Origin of the sequence: Stieleria bergensis (assembly GCA_007745635.1) — a bacterium.
Taxonomy (GTDB): domain Bacteria; phylum Planctomycetota; class Planctomycetia; order Pirellulales; family Pirellulaceae; genus Stieleria; species Stieleria bergensis.
In genome coordinates, this window is sequence record CP036272.1 from 5545844 (window position 1) to 5570653 (window position 24810).

The following is a 24810-nucleotide window of genomic DNA, read 5'->3' on the forward strand; positions in this document are numbered from 1 at the left end:
CCCCACAGATGAGTTCTACTACGATGCTTCGATACCTTGCCCTAGCCGTGGCGATTCTGTTCTTTGCCGCACCGAATGCCGTCGCGCAGCGTCCAAACGTTGTCCTGATTGCAGTTGACGATTTAAATGATTGGATCGGAGTCTTGGGAGGTCATCCGCAAGCGAAAACGCCGGGCATGGATGGCTTAGCCAATCAGGGTGTCCTGTTCACCAATGCGCATTGCCAATCGCCCGTGTGTAATCCCTCACGAGCGAGCTTGATGACGGGCCTGTTTCCGAGCACCTCAGGAATCTATTTCCTGAATCCCGACCTTGCTGAGTCGCCCGTTGCACAAAAAAGCACGCTGCTGCCCAAACGATTTCAACAAGAAGGCTACAACGTCAACGGAGCTGGCAAGCTGTTCCACGGCGGGCAAAGTCGCAAGTACTGGCCCGACTGGCGGAACTTTGGCGGAGCGAGCTGGCCGCGACAAACCCCCAAGCTTGCTCCCTTTAAAGGCCATCCATTGTGGGACTGGGGGATTGTCCCCGAAAGTGATGTGGATTCACCAGATTACAACACGGCAAGCTGGGCAATCGAACAACTACAACAACCGCACAGTGAACCGTTTCTGATGGGCGTTGGCTTTTCTCGCCCCCACGTGCCGCAGTATGCCTCCAAGAAGTGGTTTGATTTGTACCCGAATGACTCCTTGCAACTGCCCAAGTCTCTCCAAGACGACTTGAACGACGTCCCCGAATATGGCGTCGACATCACGCGTCTGAAGCACATTGCGCCAACACATCAGTGGGTCACCGATAACGATCAATGGAAACCGCTGGTGCGATCCTACCTGGCATGCGTTAGCTTTGTCGATTCCCAGGTGCAACGTGTTGTGGAGGCAATCAATCAAAGCCCTCATCGCGACAACACTTACATTGTGTTATTCAGTGACCATGGTTTTCACCTGGGTGAAAAAGAACGCTACGCCAAACGCAGTCTCTGGCGTGACAGCACGCGAGTGCCAATGATCATCTCTGGCCCCGGTATCAAACCAGGCGTCTGCGAGGCTCCTGTGCAGTTGATCGACCTCTATCCAACCCTGCTGGACCTCTGTGACATGAAACCGAGCGACAAACTAGAAGGGCACTCGCTTCGACCGATCCTGCAGAACCCGTCCGCCGATTGGAAGCACTACGCCCGTTGCAGTTTTGGCCCCGGCAACTACGCCATTGTCTCGCGGGACTATCGCTACATTCATTACAACGACGGATCCGAAGAGTTGTACCACAGCCAGACGGATGAGCATGAATGGAAGAATTTGATCGGGATCAAAGCTCACGATGCTGCTCTGGCTGAACTGCGCAGACAAGTCCCTGAAGAGCGGCATGCGGTGCTGGGAAAAGGGTCCACAGGTCATCAATCATTCAGCGCCACGGAAGCCAAATGGAACGCGGCCAAGTGATTCTCACCCGAACGACTTCACAACGAAGGATGCAATTGATTGCTTAACGATGAAAGCGTGTCACTCGGAATGCAGAATCGGCCCGTTGTAAAATGCGGCGGGGCATTCCCACCGAATCATGCCCGCCTCTCGCTGCAAACGATTGCAGACCGCTGGACACGCACATGAAAGCAGGCCGCTTGCGGCACCAGCCATGGCGACGCTGATCACAGAGTTTGAGCGGTGTGATTTTCGGTCCCTGCAAGCTACTGCGTTTGCTTGGCCTCGGCCAGTTTTCGAATCGAATCCTTGGTGTTTTGGTACGACATGCGAATGGTTTTAGCCTCGCCACCGACAGCCTGCTGCATTGCCACATGGGCTTGTTCGTAAAACTTGATTGCGGTCAGTAAGTCATCCTTCATTCCACCCTGATCAATCAACTGTTGCATCAATGAAGCGGTGATCAAACGGTTCGTGACCAATGCTGCACGGTAGGCATCAGAGAGGTCTTGCAAGCGTCCTCCAGTCCCAGCGATCCGAACGGCGTGATCGACCATTTGATCGGACAAGACTTCCAAGGTCCTGGCATCGGCAGATCGCGCCCCTTCGGCCAGCACCCTTGCCAGCAAACCATTGATTCGAAAACGGAACGCGAATTCATCGAAGAAGGCTTGCTGCGTCTCGTTCTCAGGTGGATGCATTTCAACAAAGCCGTGTCGGAAAAACAGAACCAACAGCCGCCAGTTCTCTGAGCTGCCAATCCCGTGTGCTCCGTTCGGAACCACAGCCTCCGCAACGGCATCCTGAAGCGGCGATTGCTCGCTGATCTTTGCCAACACATGCTCATGATTCTGCCGCCAGTCTGCTTGCTGACGAAGGAACTGTTCATGCACATCATCAGGGCAAGCGCCGATGGTCATGGCAAACTGCAACAGTCCCAAGGCGGTGTCATTGGCATCTTGTAACATTTCCTCCGAATTGCCTTTCGCTTGTTCCATCGACAGTAAGTCCGTTTGGTACTCCTGAAAAGCGTCGAACAACGTTTGGTGTTTCTGTCCGCCCATTGCGCGCGAAGTCCGTTCGGCAAGCGTTCGCCCCTGGTCATCCAGGCGAAACCAAAACAGCCACGCAGCAACCACGATCGCGAACAACAAGCACAGCGAAACAATCGCGGGAACAATGAATTGATTCTTGGTTTTCTGCTGGGTGACGGGGATCGCCTCGCGTCCTAACGCAGATTGACGCAAGGCCTCCGGATCGCTTGGAAACTGACTCGGCACCGCGGTCAATTGATCGACGAGGCTGGCTTCCTGCCCCGCCAATTGCTCAGCGGTTGGTAACGTTGTGTGGAATCGGTGCTGACAAGTTGGGCAGCTGACCACGATCGTCTGTCCCGGCTGGGCTGCGGGCGCCAAGGTTTGACTACATTGAGGACAATGAATCTGCACGATCAGGGATCCTTCGGGTGTTCGACATCCAACAAAGTGATCGGTTATCGTCCTCGATTGAGCGCAAACTAACCATCCATCCGGGGAATCCTTCACGGAAAGTTCATCCTGCTGCTCACTCACCCCTCCTGCTGACCGGTCGGCAACCAACCGGCAATGGAGACGTAAATTGCCGGCATCGCCACGATGGCCTAGCGATCAGGCAAGGGCATGCCGCGATCAATCCCAGAGAGTTCCGTCGGTGAAAAACGGCTATCTGCGGTTGCCGGGTCATGCTGAAGTCGGAAAATGGCACCTACCGAGCGGACTCGCTGGGCGTTCACTTGAAACGCGCAGTGATTGATTCGCAGCTCTTTTTTCGAACCATCAGGCAACCACAGCCAATGACATTTCCTTTTGAACCCTACAGCAGCGTTGAAGCCCTCCAACAGTCCGTGACCGACGCTTTTTGCGAACTGGCACTGCAATGCATCGAGCGTAAAGGCAGCTTCCAAGTGTCACTCTCAGGAGGTTCCACGCCCAAACGAGTTTACGAGATGCTGGCCGATCGAGACTTGCCCTGGGACAAGATCCATTTCTACTGGGGCGATGAAAGGAACGTGCCGGCGGATCATCAAGACAGCAACTACCGGATGGTCAACCTAGCGCTGCTTAGCAAGATTCGGATTCCCAGCGAAAACGTCCACCCTGTCCCGGTTAATGTAGAGGATCCAGCCTCGGCTGCTGCAGAGTACAATTCAACACTGCAGGCGACCTGTGACGGGAAGTGGGACTTGGTGCTGCTAGGCATGGGTGACGACGCGCACACGGCATCGTTGTTTCCAGAGACGAAAGCGCTCGCAGAGCAACAGCGACTGTTCGTAGAAAACTTCGTGCCAAAGTTTGACGCGTTTCGCTACACAATGACATACTCCGCCATCGCCGCTGGTGCGGAATGCTGGTTCATCATCACTGGCCAGGCAAAGCAGGACGCCTTGCAGCAAGTGTTGACCGGTGACGCCAATCCCAGCCTGTACCCGTCCCAGCTGATCAAGCCAACCCGCTGGTTCGTTGACGCAGCCGCAACCCAATAAACGGCTGATGCGTGATTGACTGAACCCGCCCGCAAGCGGGAGGGTGTTGCTTAAAGAACCGTTGACTGCACTCTCCCGCTGGCGGGAGAGTCGAGCCTAAGCGAGGTGAGGGTGAAGGGGTTGGCAACGCCAACCGCAGGCAGCCAAAGCGGCTGATGGCTCTCGCGACGAGGGCAGCGGATCAGTTTGGTGGTCCGCTATCAGGTGCGATCAGTGTGCGATACATGCTGATACCGGCGGGTCCGACCAAGATCACAAAGATGCCTGGAAAGATGAACAGGACGAGCGGGAAGATCATTTTCACAGCCGTCTTGGCTGCCTTCTCTTCCGCGATCTGACGACGACGAATCCGCATCGAGTCACTTTGCACACGCAATGCATCGGCCACCGACGAGCCGAACTTATCGGCTTGAATCAGAATCGAAGCGAGCTGTTTCAAGTCATCCACACCGCTGCGGAAGCCGAGTGCTTGCAGGACTTCACTACGAGTCCGTCCGAGTTGGAGTTGCTTGTTAGCGATTCCGAATTCTTCGCCGACTTCTTTGTGGCTTTTGGACATTTCCTCGGCCACCTTTCGAAGTGCTTGGTCGATCCCCAGACCGGCTTCCACACAAACGACCATCAAGTCCAATGCGTCGGGCAGCCCCAAGAAGATTTTCTCTTTTCGTTTCCTCGCCTTCATGCCCAGCACAAACCGCGGAAGCAAGAAGCCAATGATCAGACCACCGGCAACCTTGATCACCATGTCTTGGCTCAGTCCGTTGGCAAACAGACCGTAGCCGCTACCGATCAACAACCCGATTCCGGTACAGGCCAACTGGATCATCTTGAAGACAATCGGAGCCGCTTCGCGCCGATAGCCAGCATTGAGCAGCACTTCTCGCAGTGCCCCCATTTCTTTTTCATTGCCGCTGACTTTGTCGGCAATCGGATTGGCAGCCTTTTCCAAGTACATGGTCAGGGCTTCATTGCGAGACGAGCCCTCTTGGGTATCACCGGCGAGGTCACTATTGCGGACGCGCATCCGTTCCAAGCGTGCTTCGGCCTGGGGCTTGTCTGCGCCCGAGACGCGTGTCAGCACAAACCATGCTCCCAAGGAAACACAGACAAAGATCGCGACGGTTGTCAGCAGGATCGGATTATCAAGAAAAGCAAGCGGGAGTGTCATGGGATCGTCACTCGATAGTAAACAGAAGTGTGTGCGGTCAGTTTCAGAGCAGTGCTGTGTCGAGAGCTTGGTTCTGGGGCGAACCACGTTTCATCAAGCAGACTGTTTCTCTAGGTTGCCGTGCCTAAGCACAGTGGTTGTCATTAAACTTTGATGTCGATAATTTTCTTGATCATGATCGCTCCCAAGACTTGAGTGATCAGACCAAAGCCCAGCAACCAGGTTCCCAATGGATCGGTAAACAGCGTGGCCACGTAGTCGTAGTTCAGTTTCAGCATGACCAAGAACAAGACCGGAGGCATGGCCAACAGCACCGCACCACTCATTCGGCCTTCACCTGTCAGTGCTTGAATTTGCCCATAAAGTTGCTGACGTTCTCGGATCAGTCTACCAATTTTGTCCAAAATCTCGGACAAATCACCACCGGTCTGGCGTTGCAGGATGACCGCGGTGGCAAAGAAGCGAAGGTCCATATTGGGGACGCGGTTCGCCATTTCTTCGATCGCTTCATCCAAGGGAACGCCGAGGTTTTGTTCTTCAAAGACACGTCCAAATTCGGTGGCCAACGGATCGTTCAGCTCTTTACCAATCAATCCAAAACCGGCGTTCAGAGAGTGCCCTGCCTTCAGAGAACGGCCAAGCAACTCCAAGGCCTCCGGCATTTGATTACCGAACTTGGTCAATCGTCGTTTGCGTTTGAAGGCCAGATATCCGAAGGGCATGACAGCGAACACGGGACCGATCAATAACGCCAATAGCTTGAAAGGCGTGACTAAGCACAACGCAGCGCCGACGCCACCGGCGACCATGCAGATCAATAAGAACTGCGTTGGTGGCATGTTGACTTGCCCCTGTGCCATGTAGGTGCCCAAAGCGGGCATCTTCTCAGCCAGTCCATTGAACATGCTTGCCGAGTCCACGTGGTCGTCCAAAACCAGCGAATTCGAGTCGCTGTCTTCAGCCTGGCCACGCAAGCGTCTGCGCGACGCCATCTGGGAAAGACGATCTTCGGAAACTGTGTTGCTGCTGTCGGGGACAACGATGGTGGCAACCAGGGCCACAATCGAGGCCACAAAGACACCAGCGGCAATGATGATGATGACTAGGGTCATGAGATTTCAACGTTGAAGAGGATCGTTAACCAAAAAGGAAGGAAGGAAACCAAGACCAGCGGCTTACGCAGGCATGATTTCGCGTTCACGGAAAGCACTTGCCGGCAAACGCACGCCAGCGGCTTCGAGTTTGTCCATGAAGGAAGGTCGTACACCGGAAGCTTCGAATGCTCCGAACGCTTTGCCTTCCTCGCTGATCCCCTTTTGCTTGAATCGATAGATGTCCTGCAAGACGATGGTTTCCTGCTCCATCCCAACCACCTCGGTAATCGCAGTCACCCGACGTGGGCCACCTTGCAGACGGTTGGCTTGAATCAGCACATCAACTGCCCCAGAGATTTGCTGGCGAATCGCTTTCACGGGCAGCTCAAAACCTGCCATCATGACCATCGTTTCCAAACGAGCGATCGCGTCACGAGGCGTGTTCGCGTGCAGCGTGGTAAGCGATCCATCGTGACCGGTGTTCATCGCCTGTAACATGTCCAGGGTTTCACCACCACGACATTCCCCGATGATGATCCGTTCAGGACGCATCCGCAAAGCGTTCTTCACAAGGTCGGTGGCCGTGATGGCACCGTTGCCTTCAATGTTCGGCGGGCGAGTTTCCAAACGCACCACGTGATCCTGCTGCAGTTGCAATTCCGCAGCATCTTCGATGGTCACGATCCGGTCACTGTGACCGATGAACGACGACAGCGTATTGAGTAGTGTTGTTTTTCCCGAACCCGTACCACCGGCGATGATGCAATTCAATCGGGCTTTGATGCAGCCTTCAAGCAACATCACCATTTCCGGTGTGAAGGCTTTGTAGTTCAGCAGATCCTCCAGTTTCAGTGGATTGCTACCGAAACGACGAATACTGACCGCGGCCCCATCGAGTGCCAACGGAGGAATGATGGCGTTGACCCGTGAGCCATCTTCCAAACGAGCATCCACCATCGGGCAAGTCTCATCGACGCGACGGCCGACTTTGCTGACGATCCGATCGATGATTTGCAACAGGTGTTTGTTGTCGCGAAACTCAACGTCCGTCTTTTGCATCTGGCCGCCTTTTTCGACGTAGATGTTCTTGGGACCGTTGATCAAGATATCGCTGACTTTGGGATCTTTCAGAATGATTTCCAACGGCCCCAGACCGAAGGTTTCATCGAGAACCTCGTCAATGATGCGTTCGCGTTCTTGACGGTTCAGCAGCGCTTCATCGGTGTCGCAAAGGTGCTCGATCACGACACGAATCTCGCGTCGCAAGGCATCGCCCTGCATGTCACCGACGCGTGACAGATCAAGCTTGTCCACCAGCTTGCTGTGGATCCGTGACTTTACTTCTTCAAATTGCTGCTGCCGATTATCGGCTTTGCCTGGCATATTCCGGACTGCCATAATGTGTCTCTATATCTCTTGCGGCAAGGCGTTGGCGCGGTGGCGCCGAAGTCAGAACATCGATAAGTCCATTCACATTGCTGGCTAAAACAGCCTCCCAGAATGCGGCCGTTAACACGGGCCTAGAGAGGGACTGACTTGCAGAAATGCGTCTGGTTGTAGGGGTCGTTCGGTCTGATGGATCTGCACGCAACGTCACCCATCTCTTCCTTTACTGGACCTTGCAAAATCATAGGACGCAAATACGCGGTGCCAGAAAACCCTTTTATTTTTCTTCCTTGACAGACAGGATTGAACCAACCTGCATGCCAAGCTGATGAGGGAACAGACACACCCCTAGCAAACGCATGGCTGCAAAACAATCACCGCTTGAGTTCAGTCCTTTTTTCACCGCAGCATGCGGTACTCAATTGGCCACCGGAAGCTAGACTGAATCGGCGAGCCATCGTCTGCCCCACTGGCTAGGTAGCCGAGTTCGCCAGACAAAGCTACCATGAGCATTCACCGTCTTCGCGTTCCCCAGTCCTCCAGAGCGACGATCGGAGAGCGGGCAGTGTGAGCTGGAACGAGAATCCCTGATCGGATTTCCAACGGGGATCTCCTGGAAGCGAAGAATTGGGTTGCGAATTGAATCTGTACTGAGCTTGTTTTTGGTTGTGGTTGTCTTGACGTGACATTTTTGAACACCGCTCTGTTGTTCGCCATCGCGGGGATCTCGATCCCGATCGCGCTGCACCTGCTTGCTCGCAAACAACCACGCCAAGTCGCGTTCCCCTCCATCGCTCTGTTAACTCAACAGTTCCAGACCAATCGCAGCCGCATGCGCATTCGCCGCTGGTGGTTGCTAGCGATGCGTCTGTTTTTGCTGGCGGCCTTGGCACTGGCTCTTGCCCAACCGGTGATCTCCGGCGACACCGTTAGCCAGTGGTCAACGATCGGAGTGTTGCTGATTGTTGGTGTGATCACGTTAGGGCTCGCCTCGGTTGCATTTCTGCAAGGCAGGTCATCGGCACTGCGTTGGTCACTGCTGGCGGCGTCCTTGCTGTTGCTGGTCGGTTCGGTCGGCTGGGGAGTGCTGACGGCATTTGGCAGCTCGGAGGTGTTGATTGATTCGTCTAAGCCCGTCGCGATTGCGATTGTGGTAGACAATGGACCACTTCTCGATTGGCAATCGGAACTGGAACCGGAGGCCGAGTCCTTCCGAGGAGCAGCCCGTGAATTGTTGCTGTCCATTCATCCCGATAGCCGGATCGCGGTGCTCGATCGCAGCAGCACTCCGGCGGCCTTCGCCTTGGATCGCTCCGCAGCACAAAGCAAGATTGATGGCTTGGGTTCGCTTGAAGTCACCACTCCGCTGATGACTCGGATCGAAGCCGCCACACGATTACTGGCAACCAGTGATCTCCAATCGCGACAAGTCGTGGTGCTGACCTCGTTACCGCAGTCCAGCTTTCCTGATCACGTCGCTGCCCCCGGCTTGGCCGAGAAACTGGCCAGTGAAAACATTCGACTGACACTTTGGGATCAAGGGGTTTTGGCCGGCACCGACCGCAGCCTCAGCCTGGCCACACTCTCCGATACCACACCGGGACCGGAAACACCGATTGGCGTTTCAGCACTACTCAGCCTGCAACAGCTGGGCAAAGGCACCAGTGCCCAGACCACAGCCAGTGCCCAGACCACAGCCAGTGCCCAGACCACAGCCAGTGCCCAAGACGAAACCTCCGTCACCGCTGAATGCTTGCTGTATCCCGTTTCCAACTCACTGCCTGTGGTTCGCGATCAGAAAGTCGTTCGGCCCGAGCCCAAACCGGTGGATCGAATCAGCGTTCAAATTCAACCTGGGCGAAAGATTGATCTTCGCATGACGCTTCCACCGCTGCCAATCGGCATCCATCACGGAGCCATTCGGTTGGTGGGCGAAGATGCTCTGAGCGTCAATGACACGGCCTACTTTTCCGTTTCAGTGTTGCCGCCCAGCAAGTTATTGATCGCCGGCAAACGACCGGAAGACCGAGACGAAATCGGACTGGCGGTCAGCGTGCCAGCTGCACTGGATGACCCTGCGTCCCAGTATCGGATTGATCGTGTTGACTTTCAAACACTGGGCAACCTGGCCTTATCCGACTACGACGGCGTGTTCCTGTTGGACCCTCCGCAAACGATGCTGGAGAGCCTGCCTTGGCGAGGCTATTCCCAACGCGGTGGCGGAGTGCTGATCGCCACAGGTCGAGCATTGGGACAGGACCCGTTTTCCAGCAATGATCTGGGGATGTTTGAACGTCGCTGGCGCGTCCCACAACCGGGAACCTTTCTGGAAATCACAAGCCCCAGCCATCCTGCGCTACGAGGCCTGAGCAATCTTCCCGGCGGCTTGCCACTGCAAGACTTCCGCGTGCAACAGTATTGGCAGGTCACAGCCACCGAACAGGCACAGGTCTTGATGCGATACGCTGGTACTCAGCATCCCGCCTTGATTGAGATTCGTTCCAACGAACCTGACAATCGTTGGGAAGAATCCCCACCGGACGCCGATCAAGCGACGCCACCGACATGGCTGGGGCGAACGTTGGTTTTGACCACACCGATTCCAGACTTTGTCAGCTCTGGACCGCAGTGGAATGAACTTTTCAGTGGAGAATTGCCTTGGCCGGCGTTACTGATCGTTCGCCAGTTGACTCGCTACTTAACGGGTCGTGCCGTCCAGCCTTACTCGTTCGCCGTTGGCGCACCGGTCACCATCACATTACCGCGTGAAGCCACCGAGCAATCGAATGATGCCAGCGAAGTCCCCGACGACTTAGAGAGTCCCGTTCGGGCGCGCCGTCGCTTGCAATGGTTCCCACCGCTGGTCAATTCGCCGTTACCGGTTGAAATCCCCGACCTCAGCGAAAACGTGCGTCGCGATCCAACCAGCCCAGTCACGCGATTGCGACAACGCCTGCTGATCGGACGCCCCAAACATGCTGGCGTGCACTGGTTACGCGGTGCACAGCCCGGCCTAGGATTTACCGTCAACGTTTCCCGAGACCAGTTGAACCCGACTCGCGCCGAGCAATCGACACTTGATGGTTTATTCGGCCCAGAAGGCTATCAGTTGATGACGGATTTGGATCAAATGAAGTGGACAGCCAGCGATCAAGACGCTGCGGTTTCACTGTGGTCGCCAATGATGCTGGCGGTGCTGTTCGCGTTCTTACTTGAACAGGTGCTAGCGAACCGTTTTTATCGCCAAGCACCAGGCAAAGAAAAACGGATTCGCTCCAGCATCACGCACCAGACGGTGGGGGCGGCGGTGTCGAAGAAGCCCTTCTGGAAGTTCTGGGGAGGCAACTCATAATGCCTGACTCAGCAACGGGAACCACCGCGTGGACCATCGAACCCCTGTACGGATCGCCCTGGCTGGTCGCCATCGCCGGCCTAGCCATCATCGTTGTGATCACCTTGGTGACTCCTGCCACAGAAGATCCCAAACGACGCAAGTGGCTGATCCTGCTGCGGACGCTGGCAGGGCTGGTCCTATTATTCGCAGCCTTGCGACCGGCAACCATTCGCCAAGACGTCAAACCTGCCGACGCCAAGCTTGCGATCGCGATTGACGTTTCGCGCAGCATGACGCTGCCAGACACAGACGGTGCCAATCGTTGGCAATCACAGCAAGCCGCCTTGCAAACGCTCTTGCTAGGACTGGGAGACTTGGGAGAATCGCTGCAGGTCTCATTGCTGAGTTACGATTCCAGCAGTGACAGCCTGGGGTCGGCTCAATTAACAAAAGGTGACAATACACCAGAATTGAACATCTTGCTCGAGTCTGTGGCCACGTTGACGCCCGAAGGTGACCTGACGGACCTGGGAATTGGCTTGGCCGGAGCGATTGATTCGGCCACCGGAACACCCTTGGCCGGAGTGGTCTTGATGGGAGACGGCACACAGACGGCGGACTCCGCCAACGGCGATCAAGCGTTACGTTCGGCCGAAGTCCTGGACGCTTTGGCAGTTCCCTTGTGGGCGGTGACCATTGGGCCGCCAGGCACCGACCGAGTGGCTCGTGATGTCGCCATTGAAAACGTTCCTGACAGTTTGCAGTTGTTCACAGGGAATCAGTTTGAACTCTCCTTCGCCGTCAAGACGACTGGACTTGCAAATGTATCATTGCCGATTTCGATCTCTTGGATTGATCTCGATGGCAAACGCACCGAAGCTCGAACCAGACAAGTCGCTCCAGTCTCAGCGGCTGAAACGCTGGCGGTGAACGTCGCGATGGATGCCCCGAAACCGGGCCTGTATCGGCTGGAAGTTGCCTGCCCCAAACAGTCCGGCGAATGGGTCACGGCGAACAATTCTCAGATCGCATTTGTTGAAGTGCGAGATGGCGGGGGGCGAGTGTTGTTGATCGGAGGTCCTGGACGACCAGAGGAATCGTACTTGCGTCGCTCGCTGGGTGGATTCCCTGACCTACAAATCGATTCCTTTGCGGTTCGGCGTGGCCAGACCTGGCCGGTTTCGTTAGAGGCCGCTTTGCAAGCCGGACAATACGATGTCTACATCCTAGGCGACATCGATTCTGAAGCACTTGGCACGCAACAGTTACAACTGCTAGCCGATCGGATCGGCGAGGGTGCCGGACTGATCACCATGGCTGGTTTCCAGACCTATGGAGTCGGTGGCTATGGGAACAGCCCGCTTGCTCAGGTGCTGCCGGTTCAGATGGATCCGGCACGCCGCAGAAAGGCGACACCGGGGGCCCTCACACCGAACCAAAAACAGCAACGCCAGGCCTTTCAGATCCCCGGACCTGTGAAGCCGCAACCCACCAAACGCAACCCTGTCACCAATCTTGGAACCGACCCTCAAACCGGCCAAGCGTTGTGGGAAACCTTGCCCGCGATGGATAGCGTCAACCGGTTCATTGGGCCTAAGCCCCGTAGCGGCGTCGATGTTTTGCTTTCCACCGCCGATGGGCAACCGCTGCTTGTCACCGGCAGTCACGGCAAGGGCAAAGTCGCGTCGCTGGCGTTTGATGAAACACATCGCTGGTGGCGTGTCGGCCAGCGAGGCGCGGTCAGCCGATTCTGGCGTCAGTTGATGCTGTGGGCGATGGATCGCGCTGAAAAGTCATCGGATTCGGTGATTGCTGAACTGGACCTGCGACGGTTTGGTTCCAAGCAATCCATGGATTTCCGCGCGAGAGTGCAATCGCTGACCTCACAGGAGAACGACCTGCAACTGTCAGCCTTCCTGGTCAACAGCGACAACCAAGAAACAGCGCTGCAAGTCACTCAGTCCTCCGGGCCAACCCCATTGATTCAAGGCAGCTTATCGGACCTTGAACCAGGCTTTTATGATTTGGTCGTCCGCGCCAACAAGCCCTCCATCGAACCTGCAACGGTCTCGTTTCAAGTCGTCGATGTCAGCCGCGAAATGGCGACTCCGATGGCAGATCCGGTGTACTTGAATCAACTCGCTGACATCACCACCAGTCATGGTGGCGCAGCATATCAACCTTTTGAAATGGACCAGTTGCTTGCCGCGATCGCGGAAAAGCGACTTAGCGCAGAAACACCGGTGATCGAAAAAACTCGCCTGGGCGATGATCCCGTCAGTGGCTGGCTGGTGTTTCTCTTGTTTACCAGCCTGTTGGCTTGCGAATGGATCCTGCGTCGGATGTGGGGTTTGGCTTAAGCGACCGGTGCGGCACAGAATGGCTGGGCTGCGTGACGGCTACTTGGGTAGGCTTAACGATTGCCAGAGGTCTTCCGTGGCATAAGGCTTTGCAGCGGCAAAACACTCCGCAGCCTTGACCCCTGCAAGCGTGCCAGTCATTACGGCAGCCGCACGAATTCGATCTTCAATGCCGTGCTTATGATCGAATTGGCTGTGATAGCAGAACACCGAACGAATCTTGGTTTCCAAGGTCTCCGTGATGTCAACCACGGTGTGAAAGTTGTTGCCCTGCAAGGTGATCGGTTCCAAGGCCAATCGAAAATACAGGTGACGATCAATCATGTGTGGTTGCAAGTCATCGAAGCGATCTTGCCACTTGGACAGTCGGCTATAGAACACGGCCGCATCACAAATCAACATGGCTTGATAGTGATCCGGCGATGCCAGCGGAGTTTTGTCTCCAAAGCTAATCACTAACTGCGGACGATACCGACGAAAGATCGTCGCCAGTTTGATGCGTGCTTCAACGCTATCCATCAGTTCGCGATTCGGTAGCCCCAACTGAATACGGCGTTGGACACCTAATTCACTGGCGGCTTGATCGGCCTCTTCCATTCGCTGCGCCGTGCCGGTACTGTATGGCGTAGGCTCACCGTCGGTAAGGTCGACGATTCCGATGCGGCGTCCCGCTGCAGCCAAGGCTGCTAACGTCCCTCCACAGGCGACCTCAACATCGTCCGGATGAGCTCCCACCGCGATCACATCTAATCTTTCGCTCATTATCTGCTTTCTCGGTCTGTCGTGCACGCTGCTCGTTTGCCAGAAGAAGTGCCACAAACTGCTGATCGAAGGCATTGCACCTCCACTGTTGAGCAAGGGCTCTCTATGAACATTCGCTTGCCTGCTTTCGTTGCCGTCGCCTGGATTTTGATCGGTATCATAACAGCTCCGCCAGCCTTTGCCATCGAACCGCCAACCACGAAGACGAACGTCCTGTTCATCGCTGCGGATGACTTGCGATGCGATCTTGGCTGTTACGGGCATCCGATTGCGAAGACGCCCAACCTGGATCGGTTGGCAAATCGCGGCATCGTTTTCAATGCGGCTTACTGTGCCCAAGCCGTCTGCAATCCATCTCGCAGCAGCGTGATGACCGGCAAACGCCCCGACACGTTGCGACTGTACAACTTGACCAAACACTTTCGTGACGAGATCCCTGATATCGTGACATTGCCACAGCACTTCAAGCAACACGGGTACCACACCGAAAACATTGGCAAGATCTATCACAATTGGCGAACCGAGATTCAGGGCGATCCCAGATCCTGGTCGACACCGGCCATGCTTCATTTCGGGACACATGACAGCGATCAACCTAAAGCTGATCCAATGCCGAAGAATCAGGTCACGGCCCCGCGTTGCGAATGCCTGGACGTTGCCGATGAAGCCTATTTTGACGGGCGGATTGCCAAACAAGCCGTCACCCGCATCGCACATCTGGCTGAACAAGAACAGCCGTTTTTTCTGGCGGTCGGATTTTGGAAACCGCACCTGCCGTTCAATGCCCCCAAACGCTACTGGGACCTTTACGCCCCAGCCACGATCCCCGAGCCCGCGTTCCCGCACTGGCCAGCTGGCACGGATCAGATCGCTTGGCATAACAGTCGCGAATTGCTGCGTGCCAACAAAGGAAAGTCACTTTCGGCCATGCAAGCCAACCAAGTTCGACATGGATATTTAGCTGGCATCAGCTACTTGGATGCTCAGGTTGGCAAACTGATGGACGCATTAGAGCAGCATGATCTGGCCGACAACACGCTGGTTGTCTTCTGGAGCGATCACGGGTTTCATTTGGGTGACCATACGCTCTGGTGCAAAACGTCCAACTTTGAACTCGACGCCAGAGTGCCACTGATCATCATGCCGCCGGGTGGGACCCAGGGACGAACGAATGATTCGGTCGTCGAACTGCTGGATCTGTATCCCACCCTTGCCGAGGCCTGCAAATTGCCGCAGCCCGATGGCCTAGCGGGCACAAGCTTGCTGCCCATCATCCAAGATCAAACGGATCACGTTAAACTGGCTGCACTGACCCAGCATCCGCGTCCCCCTTATTACAAACCGGGCGAAATGGAATCGATGGGATACAGCGTCCGCACACAGCGTTACCGCTATACTCAATGGCAATCGCCTGATCGCCGTCGCATTCTGGCCGAGGAGTTGTACGACCACCAAGTCGACCCTCATGAAAGCAAGAATGTCGTCTCCGCTAATGAACATCAAGCGGCGTTGGAAACCCTGCGAACTCACTTGCAGCAGCTCACCAAATAGTCTTTTCATCACTCATAGTGGTCAGTTCACTTCACCTTCGCGATCTTGCATCATGAAAACGATCCACGCGTTCACGATCATCGACTGGTTGATTCTGGCGATCTACTTTGTTGCCATCTTGGCCACGGGGATTTATTTTTGGCGAAAGAACCGTGATGCCGAGCAGTTCACTGCAGCGGGCCGGTCACTGCCTGGATGGCTCTGCGGCATGTCGATTTTCGCAACCTATTTAAGCAGCATCAGCTACCTGGCCTTGCCGGGCAAAGCCTTTGCTGGCAACTGGAACGCCTGGGTCTTTTCGCTTTCGCTGCCGATCACTGCTTGGATCGCAGTGCGTTATTTTTTGCCGCTGTACCGATCCAGCCAATCCGTCAGCGCATACGCTTGGCTGGAAAAACGATTTGGTCTGTGGGCACGCCTGCTGGCCAGCGGCTTTTACTTGCTGTTTCAAGTTGCCAGAATCGGCGTGGTGATGTACTTGATGGCCTTGCCGATGACGATTCTGTTTGGCTGGGACGTTCGAGATTTAATCTTAGTGACCGGAGTGATCGTCACGGCATACTCACTGGTCGGGGGCATTACGGCGGTGATTTGGGCCGATGCAATTCAGGCCTTCATCTTATTGGCGGGGGCGTTGATTGCGTTCGCGATTCTGCTGTTTGGCCTCCCCAATGGACCGGTGGAGTCGTTGCAAGACAGCTATCAGGCCGGCAAATTCTCACTGGGGTCCTACGACCTGACAGCGATTGGCCAAAGCACGTTCTGGCTGGTGCTGGCGTACGGACTGTTTGAAAACCTCAAGAACTTTGGTGTCGACCAAAGCTACGTCCAGCGTTACATCGCCGCCAGCAGTGACAGGTCGGCCGCCAAGAGTATTTGGCTCGGCGCGTTGCTTTATGTTCCAGTGAGTGCTGCATTCTTTTTAATAGGGACAGGTCTATACGCCTACTATCAGCCGGACCCCAATCAACTGGCAAGCCTACGTCAGATCGTGGCTGAAAACCAACTTCAGGTCAACGGCCAAGCCGCCCCCGACGAGTCACAGATTCTGGCTCACGCGGCAACGCTAACGGACCAAGAGATCAGCGACCGGGTGTTCCCCTATTTCATCGCAACTCAATTGCCGACGGGAGTTCGTGGACTGCTGATTGCGGCAATCTTTGCAGCGGCTATGAGCACAGTTTCGACGGGACTCAACTCGTCCGCCACGCTGTTACTCAGTGATTTCTACCAACGCCTCATCGCCCCCCAAGCTAGCGAACGGCAGCAGATGCTTGTGCTGCGCGCAACGACGTTGCTTTGGGGGACACTGGGCACCATCACAGCGCTGATCATGGTTCGATACACCAACAACGCGCTGGACATTTGGTGGACGATGTCGGGAATTCTAGGAGCAGCGATCATCGGTCTATTTCTGCTTGGACTGACCAGCCCACAGGTGAACCACAGGATCGCCATCGGCATCACGCTGGTCGGAGCAGCCTTGATCACTTGGATGACGTTATCCTTGAACGACACGCTGCGCGGTGACTTCCCGTTCCTCAACAGCCCCTTTCACAAATACTGGATCATCGTCTTGGGACCCAGCCTGATGATCTTGTTAGGGTACATCGTCAGTTTGATTCGCAACCGGACACGAACCAGGCAATCGGAAGCTTGAACACTGCAGTTTGCATGCGCGGTAGCGATTCATCACCGCTGGATGCACAGATGAAGTTATGACAACATGGCTGAATCAGCAAGCATTCCACATGCCATGCGGATGGACTGAAGCTACGCTGTCAGAACTGACCCGCGTGTCAGAGACCCCAAAATTGACTTAGCACAGAGAGTCATCCATGACTGCTTCTGCGGAGAACCAACCGAGCGACAACGAACCGTCGTCGCTGGAAAACCCTCCCACGACGAATCACAACGGCTCGGCAGGCAAGAACCGTCGCGGCATTGGTCGCGCCATGATCTGCCTGTCCATCGCGACCGGGGTGTTCGTCGGCCTGGGTGTCTATACGTTTGTCTATGCAAAAGGTGCCAGTTACCTGAGCAATGATCCCAAGTCCTGCGTCAATTGCCACGTCATGAACGACGCCATGGATTGTTGGCAGCACAGCAGCCACCACGCGGTCACGGTTTGCAATGACTGCCACATGCCACACGATTTCATCGGCAAATGGGTCACCAAAGCCGACAATGGTCTGTTTCACTCCATCGCGTTCACCACCGGCGATTACCCAGACAACTTGCGTATCAAAGATCGCAATTTGCGAATCGTGCAGCAAGCTTGTCTGCATTGCCATGAACGCTTTGTCGAAAACATGCATCCGGTTGTCGCCGGAGGTGACCTGCAATCGTGCATGCATTGCCATCAAGAAGTCGGACATGCTTTGCATCCATAACGTTCCTTTCAAAACTGCTCGAATCCCTGACTAGCACGCCATCCACGAATCAGAACGAAACGATGTCAAACTCAAGCTCTAACGGAAACAGTCGACTGGTGTGGCTTACATTGCTGATCGCCGTTGCAACGGTCGCCGTGTTCGCCCTGCTGGTCAATATTTTTGAACGCAAAGAGGAAGGGCGTGCCGGATTTGTGCGTCTGGCAGAGGTCAATGAAATCAGTGTTGATCCTAAGCCCTGGGGCGAGAATTTTCCCTACCAGTACGAAAGCTTCATGCGAACGGTCGACAACGAGCGCACGGAGTACGGCGGCAACCATTCACTAGCGCCGAGCAAGCTGGAAGAACACCCCTGGCTGAAACGCCTGTTTGCCGGCTATGCGTTCAGCATTGACTATCGCGAAGCTCGCGGCCACGGCTACATGATGTACGACCAACAGGTCACCAAACGCGTCACAGAGGTGCAACAGTCTGGTGCCTGCATGCACTGCCACGTGTCAATCATTCCGACCTACCGCCGCATCGGGATGGAAAAACTTGGCCAGGAAGTCACGCCAGAAACCTTGGGGGCGTCGTTCAATCAAGAAGCTGTTGAAGTTGGCTTCCGCGAAGTCAGCCGCAAGAAATTTGAAGAAGTCTTTGCCGAAGTCAAAGCCACGCCAGACCGAATTCCACATGGTGACGACGTGCACACCGGAGCTCACCCCGTCTCTTGCATGGACTGCCATGATCCAGATTCAATGCAATTGCGAATCACTCGGCCTGGCTTCATGGAAGGCATCAACAAACTGGCCAATAGCGATGACCCGGTGACACACTTGCCCAGCATTCAGAAATGGCGTGACGGAGGAAAAAAGGGTGACTACGATCCCAACATTCATGCCTCTCGACAAGAAATGCGATCCTTTGTCTGCGGCCAGTGTCACGTGGAATATTACTGTGCCAACAAGATGACACTGACCTATCCATGGTCCAATGGCTTGAAAGCCGAAGACCTGGAAAAGGAATGGGACGAAACCACCTTCCCAGACGAAGGCGAACCGTTCTTCGATTACGTCCACAAAGAAACCGGGACAAAAGTCTACAAAGCCCAACACCCAGAGTTCGAACTCTGGAGCCAAGGTGTTCACGCACAACGTGGCGTGAGCTGCTCCGATTGCCACATGCCGTACGAACGCGAAGGCGCAACCAAAGTCAGCTCGCACTGGGTGCGCAGCCCAATGCTGAATATCAACAACGCGTGCCAAACCTGCCACAATGTTCCCGAGGCAGAAATCAAAGCCACCGTTGACCTGATTCAATCACGCACCTCAGCACTGATCGAACGTGCTGCTGGAGCGATGGAAAACATGCTCGACGCGATCATTGCAGCGGAAAAAGCGGGAGCCACCGAAGAACATTTGGCACCGATTCGCAAGTTGCAGAAACAAGCGATGTGGCGACTGGACTATATCGCCAGCGAGAACAGCAAGGGCTTCCACGCCAGACAGGAAGCAGCTCGCATCCTGGCGGAATCCATTGATTACAGCCGCCAGGCCGAAGCGGCCTGCTACAAACTGGGCGCCGAAAAGAGCGCCCCCTAGCGGCACGAACTCGCAACGCGGCGTTCCATCGCACATGATCGGCGCCGCTATGCGGATCGGCCCCGCTGCAAATCAATGACTACTGTGGTCGGATCTTTTTCACTTGACCGCTGCGCAGCGACATCACTTGTCCAGCGGTCTGCAACTGCAAGCCCCCAGCGTGATTGATACCTAAACACAGGCCATCAATCTGCTGATCGCCAACCTGCATCGACAACTGCTGGCCTGTCAGAGCACAGCGATCACGGTATTGCTGCAAGACGCTGTCGGGATCTTCGGAAAGCTCATCGAGAACTTCAATCGTCGACTCAATCAGCGCCGCCACTGCCGCGTGACGTGCCAGCGCCCGCCCTGTGAGCTTCGCCAATGCCAGAGCAGGCAGTGCATCGGGATTCGCGATCTGAGGTGCTTCGTTTAAGTTGATGCCGACTCCAACCACGCGGCAGTCCAACTGCGCTGCGTTGGCTTCAATCAGAATGCCGCCTAATTTGCAAAGCTGCAAAACCGAGCTGCCATCGATGCCAAACAGCGTGCACAAATCATTGGGCCATTTCAGCTTCACGCGAACCGGAGCGCACAAGAACTCAATCGCTCGAGCAACCGCGACACCGATCGCCAAGGACAGCAAATCTGCAATCGCCGGGGTGGAGGGCAGTTTGATCAGCAAAGAAAACGTGACGGCATCATCGCTGCTGTCCCAACTGCTCCCCTGACGGCCACGCCCACCGGTTTGACGATCAGTGATGTAGAGCCTTGGCAGCACCTCATCCAGCGTGACCGGTGACGGCGCGGACAGCGATGGCTGCTCAGCCCAAGAAGTGGGTGCATTTTGGGCGAACGCTTGCAAATCAGCAACGGCATCAGAATTCGTCGACGCCGTCACGGACCGATAGCTTGCTGACGCAATGAGCCCGTGCTGCAATAGCTGATCAATCTGTTGGTACATTGCCTGATGCACGTTGCCAACTTGATCAATCTTGGGATTCAATGCGCTCATTGATAACGACTATCTCGCGTGTTACTGAGACCAGCAAGCTGAAACGCGATTAAAGAAAGATGGCAACCAAAATCAGTGCCACACACAAAACCAATCCAATGACCATTGTCGCTGTTCCTCTTCGTCCGTCGGGAACCCCAAATTCATCTTCAACAAAGGCGTCGTAGTCAAAGTCATCTAAGTCTTCGACGCCTGCATCCCAGTCTTCGCCCTCATCGTCGTGGTCACACATTCGCTGCCCTGCTTGCATCAACCGCTTACTGGATTTCGGCAGTATAACGCTAGCTACCGAAAAGCCCCAATGGCGATCCGCCTAATCCTGTGTCATAAAAGTTGCCAATATTAGGAATAATCGTCGCCAAGTCACTGTGTCCAGCACCAAACCACAGTGCCAGGTCGGCGGCCAGCTCATCCACCGACATGGTTGGAATGTAGCGACCTCGCCCGACGTTCAATGGATTCGCAGTGCTGAGGTCATCCGGATAGTCTCCGTAGAATTCGCCTCCATTGACTGCACCACCGACGACGAAGTGATTGCCACCCCAGCCGTGATCGCTGCCTTGACCATTGGTGCTAAGCGTCCGTGCGAAGTCTGACGCAGTGAACAGCGTCACTTCGTTCTCCACGCCCAGCTCGACCGTGGCATCGTAGAACGAACGAACCGCCCGACTGATGCGAGGCATCAAGCCTTCGTGAGCAGTGATCAAGTTGGTGTGATTATCAAACCCGCCAAGGGTGACAAAGAAGACCTGCCTGGTCTGCCCCAGTTGCTGGCGGGCTCCGATACACTTGGCAACCATTTTCAAATGATTGCTGGGCCCTTCGCTTGTAAAAGGCGTGTTCAGCTGAATCGCAGAGGTCGCAGCATTGAAATCCAAGGCAGCATCGACCGAGTTTCGGTTGGAATCCGCAAACGACTTTGACAGCAAATCCGTGTAGGTTTGGTCAAAGATATTATTGACCGCCCGCGAATACATCCGGTTTTGAAAGTTGTTGGTGCTGCTGGGATCACTGTAATAACCACTGACAGTGGTCGCCCCGCCCGTGCCGATCGCATAGGGCACAACCGTCGATCCGGTTTGCCAAATATTGACGCCGCTAACGGAGATATTCATCGACACGGTGTCATTGGTGTTGGTCGATTGCAGCAAATCACTCATCCGCCCGCCCCAACCGGAGATCTGGCTGCGGGACTGAGGCAAACCAGTCTGCCAGTGCCGCTGCAAGTCGGCATGCGAAAACAGCCCCAGCGGCAACTGACTCCGATTATTGTACTCGGTGCGATCGGTTGGCTGAAGCAGCGAACCGACGTTGGCAGCAACCGCTAGCTTACCGGTGTTATACAGGCCAGCGACGCCGGTTTGGTCCGTCTGATCCACTTCGGCCACACCGGACTGGGCCGCCATGCCGGGGTGAAATCCAAAGCTACGTGAACCGGGGCCGGTGATCGAAATCAAGTCGCTTTGGGCAATCGCTAATCCACCCGCATTGGTTTCCGTTCTAACGCCACCGCGGATGTCATAGTAGGTTCCATATTCACCGCTGGTCGCATCACCCTCATTGGGAATCACCATGTTGTGCGAGTCATTCCCACCCAGCAAGAACAAACACACGAGCGCTTTATAGCCGGAGGTGTCAGTCGCAGCAGCGGCCGCAGACTTTGCAGCCTGCAGTTGCAAAAGCGTCGCCATCAGGGACGTATTGGTCATCAAGCCGCAACCGCCAGCGGCTTTCAACAAGGCTCGCCGCGAGGAGAGAATGGATTCTGATTTTTTGCGACTCATCTGATTCGCTCCAGAAAGAATGAAAAGTGTTCGGGAGAATAGGGTTGTCAATCAAGGTGCGTGTCAGCCTTTGGACCATTGGGACTGCCTGGTCGACCAGCGGCTGATTCGCTCCAACAGAAATGGCTATTGCTCGATAGCGCAGTCAGGAGAAATCACAACCGCATTGAGCGCGGTTTCAACTCGGGCAACAAACCGCCCATCATTGCCAGCCGTCTCCGCTTCGACGGCCGCTATGATCGACGCTTTGGTCTCCTGGCTTAACGTTCCACTGCACAACAGCAAATCGAACCGAGTCAAGATCTCCGCCATGTTGTTGATATCGCGGGCCAGTTGGATTTCAGGCTCCAGATCGAACGAAATTCGACACGAACCTTGCCGCATGCCGCCAGTATCCACGTATCGGTTGTTGCAGTACTTGCGAAACTCGTTCAGCGATTTGTTGACCGTCACGGCCGTCAAGATTTGAAACTCAGGCGCGAACAGTGCACCGTAAGGGTTGCGACGACTGGGCTCATACGTGATCAACTCACCCGGTGGCTGAAAGTCTGGCAGGTAGTAGTTGAACACACTGGGCGAGCGAAACGGCATCTGGCCGAAATCATCAGCAATGTTGTTGCTGAACATCATGTAGCCGCCGGGGTAATTGGATGACGGCCGGATGGCTCGGATCAGAGCACAAACTCGATTGATGGGCTCCCGCAGCCGACTGTACTCAGTGCCTCGTGCCCGGACTTGCAATCGCAGTGGTGAGCGGAGCCGACGAACTACCTGTCCCCGATACAGTTCAGGATCCGTCAAAATCGCCTTGACGACGGATTGCCAATCGCCACGAACGCCCTGGCCGTTGTCGTTCCAGACGCGGGTCACGCGACGCATGTAGCCTCGTGAGGGATTGGATTTGACCAATCGCTGAATCAATAAGCGGCAGATAAACGGAGCCACCGAGTCGTGAGCGTCGATCGCATCCAAGGCCGCTGACACTTCATCCTTGCAAGCTTGATTCGTCAAGATCGCAGGCAGCGGAGGCAGTACGGTTCCGAAAACCACTTTTTGCGGCGGTGCATTCGCTTCATCGGTGTAGTCGTAGTTGTTGTCGTGATAGCGATGATCCATCTCCATCGGACGACCAAGGTTCCGACCACGGTAAAAACTGGTTGACGTGTTGTGCTGGTACATGAACCCGGTGAAGACGCGGGCCAACTGACGAATCTGTTCGTTGTCGTAGGTCGGAATCAGGTCGCCATTCTCGTCAACGGCCAGACGGCCATCCTGTTGCAGCTCATACAGTCCCACGGAGAACAGCTGCATGATTTCGCGAGCGAAGTTCTCATCCGGCCAGCGGTTGTTGGGAATATCGGCTTTACGATTATTGATCGAACTCAGCCAAACGCCCATCGAGGGATGGTAGGTGACATCTTCTAAGGTTTCTCGGTAGGTTCCATCAATCCCTGTGACCAGCATGTCATAGTAGTCAGACATCCCCATCCAGTCCGCAATGGTTCGCTCGCCGTTGCCAATGCTACGATCGTCATCGTTGTTTGCACCAGTCCCTGTGTCACCAATCACAAAGATCTGTGACAGAGCCCAAGCGACCCGCTGACGGAGCTGGTCTTCGCCTGTTAAGGCAATGTGAGACCAGACTTGATAGCGGTAGTGATGAATGCCCGCACCCTGCTTGGTAGGAGTGTTGCCGTCAAGCTCCATCAAGTCGTAAGCCGTTTGCATGTGCAGCGAAGGGGCCGCTGCAAACTGCTGGTCAATCCATTCGGATGTCGCTCGCTTGAGCCCGATCTGATTGATTCGAGTCGCCAGCGATTCGATGCTTTGCTCGGTGGGGCCAAAGGTTGCCTTTGCCAAAAACTGAGCCGCTCGAACACGAGCTTTGGCCATCCGAAGGTCTCGGGAACTTTCCACCAAAAAGTCACCGGCCTGCAGTTGAGGCAACGATGCAATCAATACGATTCCTGGCAGAATCAACGCCGCCGACAGACGCTTCAGTCGCGAACAGCAAGTCAGGATGTGCATAACCAACGCCTAACCTAAACCTGAAGAAGTAATGAACAAGAAAAGCATTCCGCCACCGCGGGTAATCACTTGTGACCGAAACACTTCGTTGCACGGATCATCGACATGATGTTCATCCATTGAGCAACCAATCGGAAGGTCGCCGGCAACGCAAGAAAAGATCAATCAGGAGGTCAGGCGGAACGGTCAACAACGAGCGTGTCAATCGTCACGTCTGCGGCTCCCGTGGAGACAAGCGTTTACTGTACGGGGAGATTTGTATGCGATAAGCGGTCGCGATGATAACACTTTTCTGGCATTGACTCAAAAGGTATTTCGGTTGATTTCCCGCAAGGAAGTGAAACTCTCCTCCGCAGAGGGGAAAACTATGTGGCTAGCAACAACCTTACCGGCCCGTCATTCCCGCCGTTCTGGAACCGCGATGC

The 24810-nt window shown here is 55.1% G+C and carries 17 protein-coding genes; 8 read left to right on the plus strand and 9 right to left on the minus strand.

Annotation, left to right across the window (positions count from 1 at the left end):
• Window positions 1-8 precede the first annotated feature (8 nt).
• Window positions 9-1445 carry a sulfatase gene (locus tag SV7mr_RS19405; RefSeq protein ID WP_419187630.1) on the plus strand — a complete coding sequence of 479 codons (1437 nt, stop codon included), beginning with the start codon at window positions 9-11 and terminating at the stop codon, window positions 1443-1445.
• A 245-nt stretch (window positions 1446-1690) separates the two neighbouring features.
• Here the strand turns inward: SV7mr_RS19405 and SV7mr_RS19410 are convergent, their stop codons facing one another.
• Complete coding sequence (locus tag SV7mr_RS19410) at window positions 1691-2872, minus strand: zinc ribbon domain-containing protein (RefSeq protein WP_145275818.1); 1182 nt, start codon at window positions 2870-2872, stop codon at window positions 1691-1693.
• Window positions 2873-3144: 272 nt separating this feature from the next.
• Between SV7mr_RS19410 and pgl the strand changes: the two genes are divergently transcribed.
• Window positions 3145-3945, plus strand: a complete 801-nt coding sequence (gene pgl, locus SV7mr_RS19415; RefSeq protein WP_419187631.1) for a 6-phosphogluconolactonase — start codon at window positions 3145-3147, stop codon at window positions 3943-3945.
• Between the two features lie 181 nt (window positions 3946-4126).
• On the opposite strand, the gene SV7mr_RS19420 is transcribed toward pgl, so the two are convergent.
• The 3 genes from SV7mr_RS19420 to SV7mr_RS19430 all read right to left on the minus strand — a co-directional run bounded on the left by SV7mr_RS19420 (window position 4127) and on the right by SV7mr_RS19430 (window position 7605).
• Window positions 4127-5113 carry a type II secretion system F family protein gene (locus tag SV7mr_RS19420; protein ID WP_145275820.1) on the minus strand — a complete coding sequence of 329 codons (987 nt, stop codon included), beginning with the start codon at window positions 5111-5113 and terminating at the stop codon, window positions 4127-4129.
• Between the two features lie 143 nt (window positions 5114-5256).
• On the minus strand, window positions 5257-6225 hold the full coding sequence (locus SV7mr_RS19425; RefSeq protein ID WP_145275822.1) for a type II secretion system F family protein: 969 nt from the start codon (window positions 6223-6225) through the stop codon (window positions 5257-5259).
• Between the two features lie 63 nt (window positions 6226-6288).
• On the minus strand, window positions 6289-7605 hold the full coding sequence (locus SV7mr_RS19430) for a TadA family conjugal transfer-associated ATPase (RefSeq protein ID WP_145275824.1): 1317 nt from the start codon (window positions 7603-7605) through the stop codon (window positions 6289-6291).
• 670 nt (window positions 7606-8275) lie between these two features.
• Between SV7mr_RS19430 and SV7mr_RS19435 the strand changes: the two genes are divergently transcribed.
• Entirely contained in the window at window positions 8276-10945 is a 2670-nt protein-coding gene (locus tag SV7mr_RS19435; RefSeq protein WP_145275827.1) for a BatA domain-containing protein, read from the plus strand.
• Window positions 10945-13287, plus strand: a complete 2343-nt coding sequence (locus tag SV7mr_RS19440; RefSeq protein ID WP_145275829.1) for a VWA domain-containing protein — start codon at window positions 10945-10947, stop codon at window positions 13285-13287. The genes SV7mr_RS19435 and SV7mr_RS19440 overlap by 1 nt, the downstream gene beginning before the upstream one ends.
• Before the next feature lie 39 nt (window positions 13288-13326).
• Here SV7mr_RS19440 and SV7mr_RS19445 read toward each other — a convergent pair whose 3' ends face one another.
• Window positions 13327-14049 carry a PIG-L family deacetylase gene (locus SV7mr_RS19445; protein ID WP_145275831.1) on the minus strand — a complete coding sequence of 241 codons (723 nt, stop codon included), beginning with the start codon at window positions 14047-14049 and terminating at the stop codon, window positions 13327-13329.
• A gap of 105 nt (window positions 14050-14154) precedes the next feature.
• Here SV7mr_RS19445 and SV7mr_RS19450 point away from each other — a divergent pair, with 105 nt between their 5' ends.
• The 4 genes from SV7mr_RS19450 to SV7mr_RS19465 all read left to right on the plus strand — a co-directional run bounded on the left by SV7mr_RS19450 (window position 14155) and on the right by SV7mr_RS19465 (window position 19576).
• Window positions 14155-15600: a sulfatase gene (locus SV7mr_RS19450; protein ID WP_145275833.1), complete on the plus strand. Its 1446-nt coding sequence runs from the start codon at window positions 14155-14157 to the stop codon at window positions 15598-15600.
• Between the two features lie 52 nt (window positions 15601-15652).
• The gene (locus SV7mr_RS19455) at window positions 15653-17260 is read left to right on the plus strand and encodes a sodium:solute symporter family protein (protein WP_145275835.1); all 1608 of its coding nucleotides are present in this window, start codon (window positions 15653-15655) and stop codon (window positions 17258-17260) included.
• A 178-nt stretch (window positions 17261-17438) separates the two neighbouring features.
• Window positions 17439-17993 carry a cytochrome c nitrite reductase small subunit gene (gene nrfH / locus SV7mr_RS19460; protein WP_145275838.1) on the plus strand — a complete coding sequence of 185 codons (555 nt, stop codon included), beginning with the start codon at window positions 17439-17441 and terminating at the stop codon, window positions 17991-17993.
• Window positions 17994-18055: 62 nt separating this feature from the next.
• Window positions 18056-19576, plus strand: coding sequence for an ammonia-forming cytochrome c nitrite reductase subunit c552 (locus tag SV7mr_RS19465; RefSeq protein WP_145275840.1), 1521 nt, complete (start codon window positions 18056-18058; stop codon window positions 19574-19576).
• Between the two features lie 79 nt (window positions 19577-19655).
• On the opposite strand, the gene SV7mr_RS19470 is transcribed toward SV7mr_RS19465, so the two are convergent.
• The 4 genes from SV7mr_RS19470 to SV7mr_RS19485 all read right to left on the minus strand — a co-directional run bounded on the left by SV7mr_RS19470 (window position 19656) and on the right by SV7mr_RS19485 (window position 24385).
• Window positions 19656-20573: a biotin--[acetyl-CoA-carboxylase] ligase gene (locus tag SV7mr_RS19470; RefSeq protein WP_145275842.1), complete on the minus strand. Its 918-nt coding sequence runs from the start codon at window positions 20571-20573 to the stop codon at window positions 19656-19658.
• Window positions 20574-20622: 49 nt separating this feature from the next.
• Complete coding sequence (locus SV7mr_RS19475) at window positions 20623-20805, minus strand: hypothetical protein (RefSeq protein ID WP_145275844.1); 183 nt, start codon at window positions 20803-20805, stop codon at window positions 20623-20625.
• 49 nt (window positions 20806-20854) lie between these two features.
• On the minus strand, window positions 20855-22357 hold the full coding sequence (locus SV7mr_RS19480) for a DUF1501 domain-containing protein (protein WP_145275846.1): 1503 nt from the start codon (window positions 22355-22357) through the stop codon (window positions 20855-20857).
• Window positions 22358-22483: 126 nt separating this feature from the next.
• On the minus strand, window positions 22484-24385 hold the full coding sequence (locus SV7mr_RS19485; RefSeq protein ID WP_145275848.1) for a DUF1800 family protein: 1902 nt from the start codon (window positions 24383-24385) through the stop codon (window positions 22484-22486).
• Window positions 24386-24810: the final 425 nt, after the last annotated feature.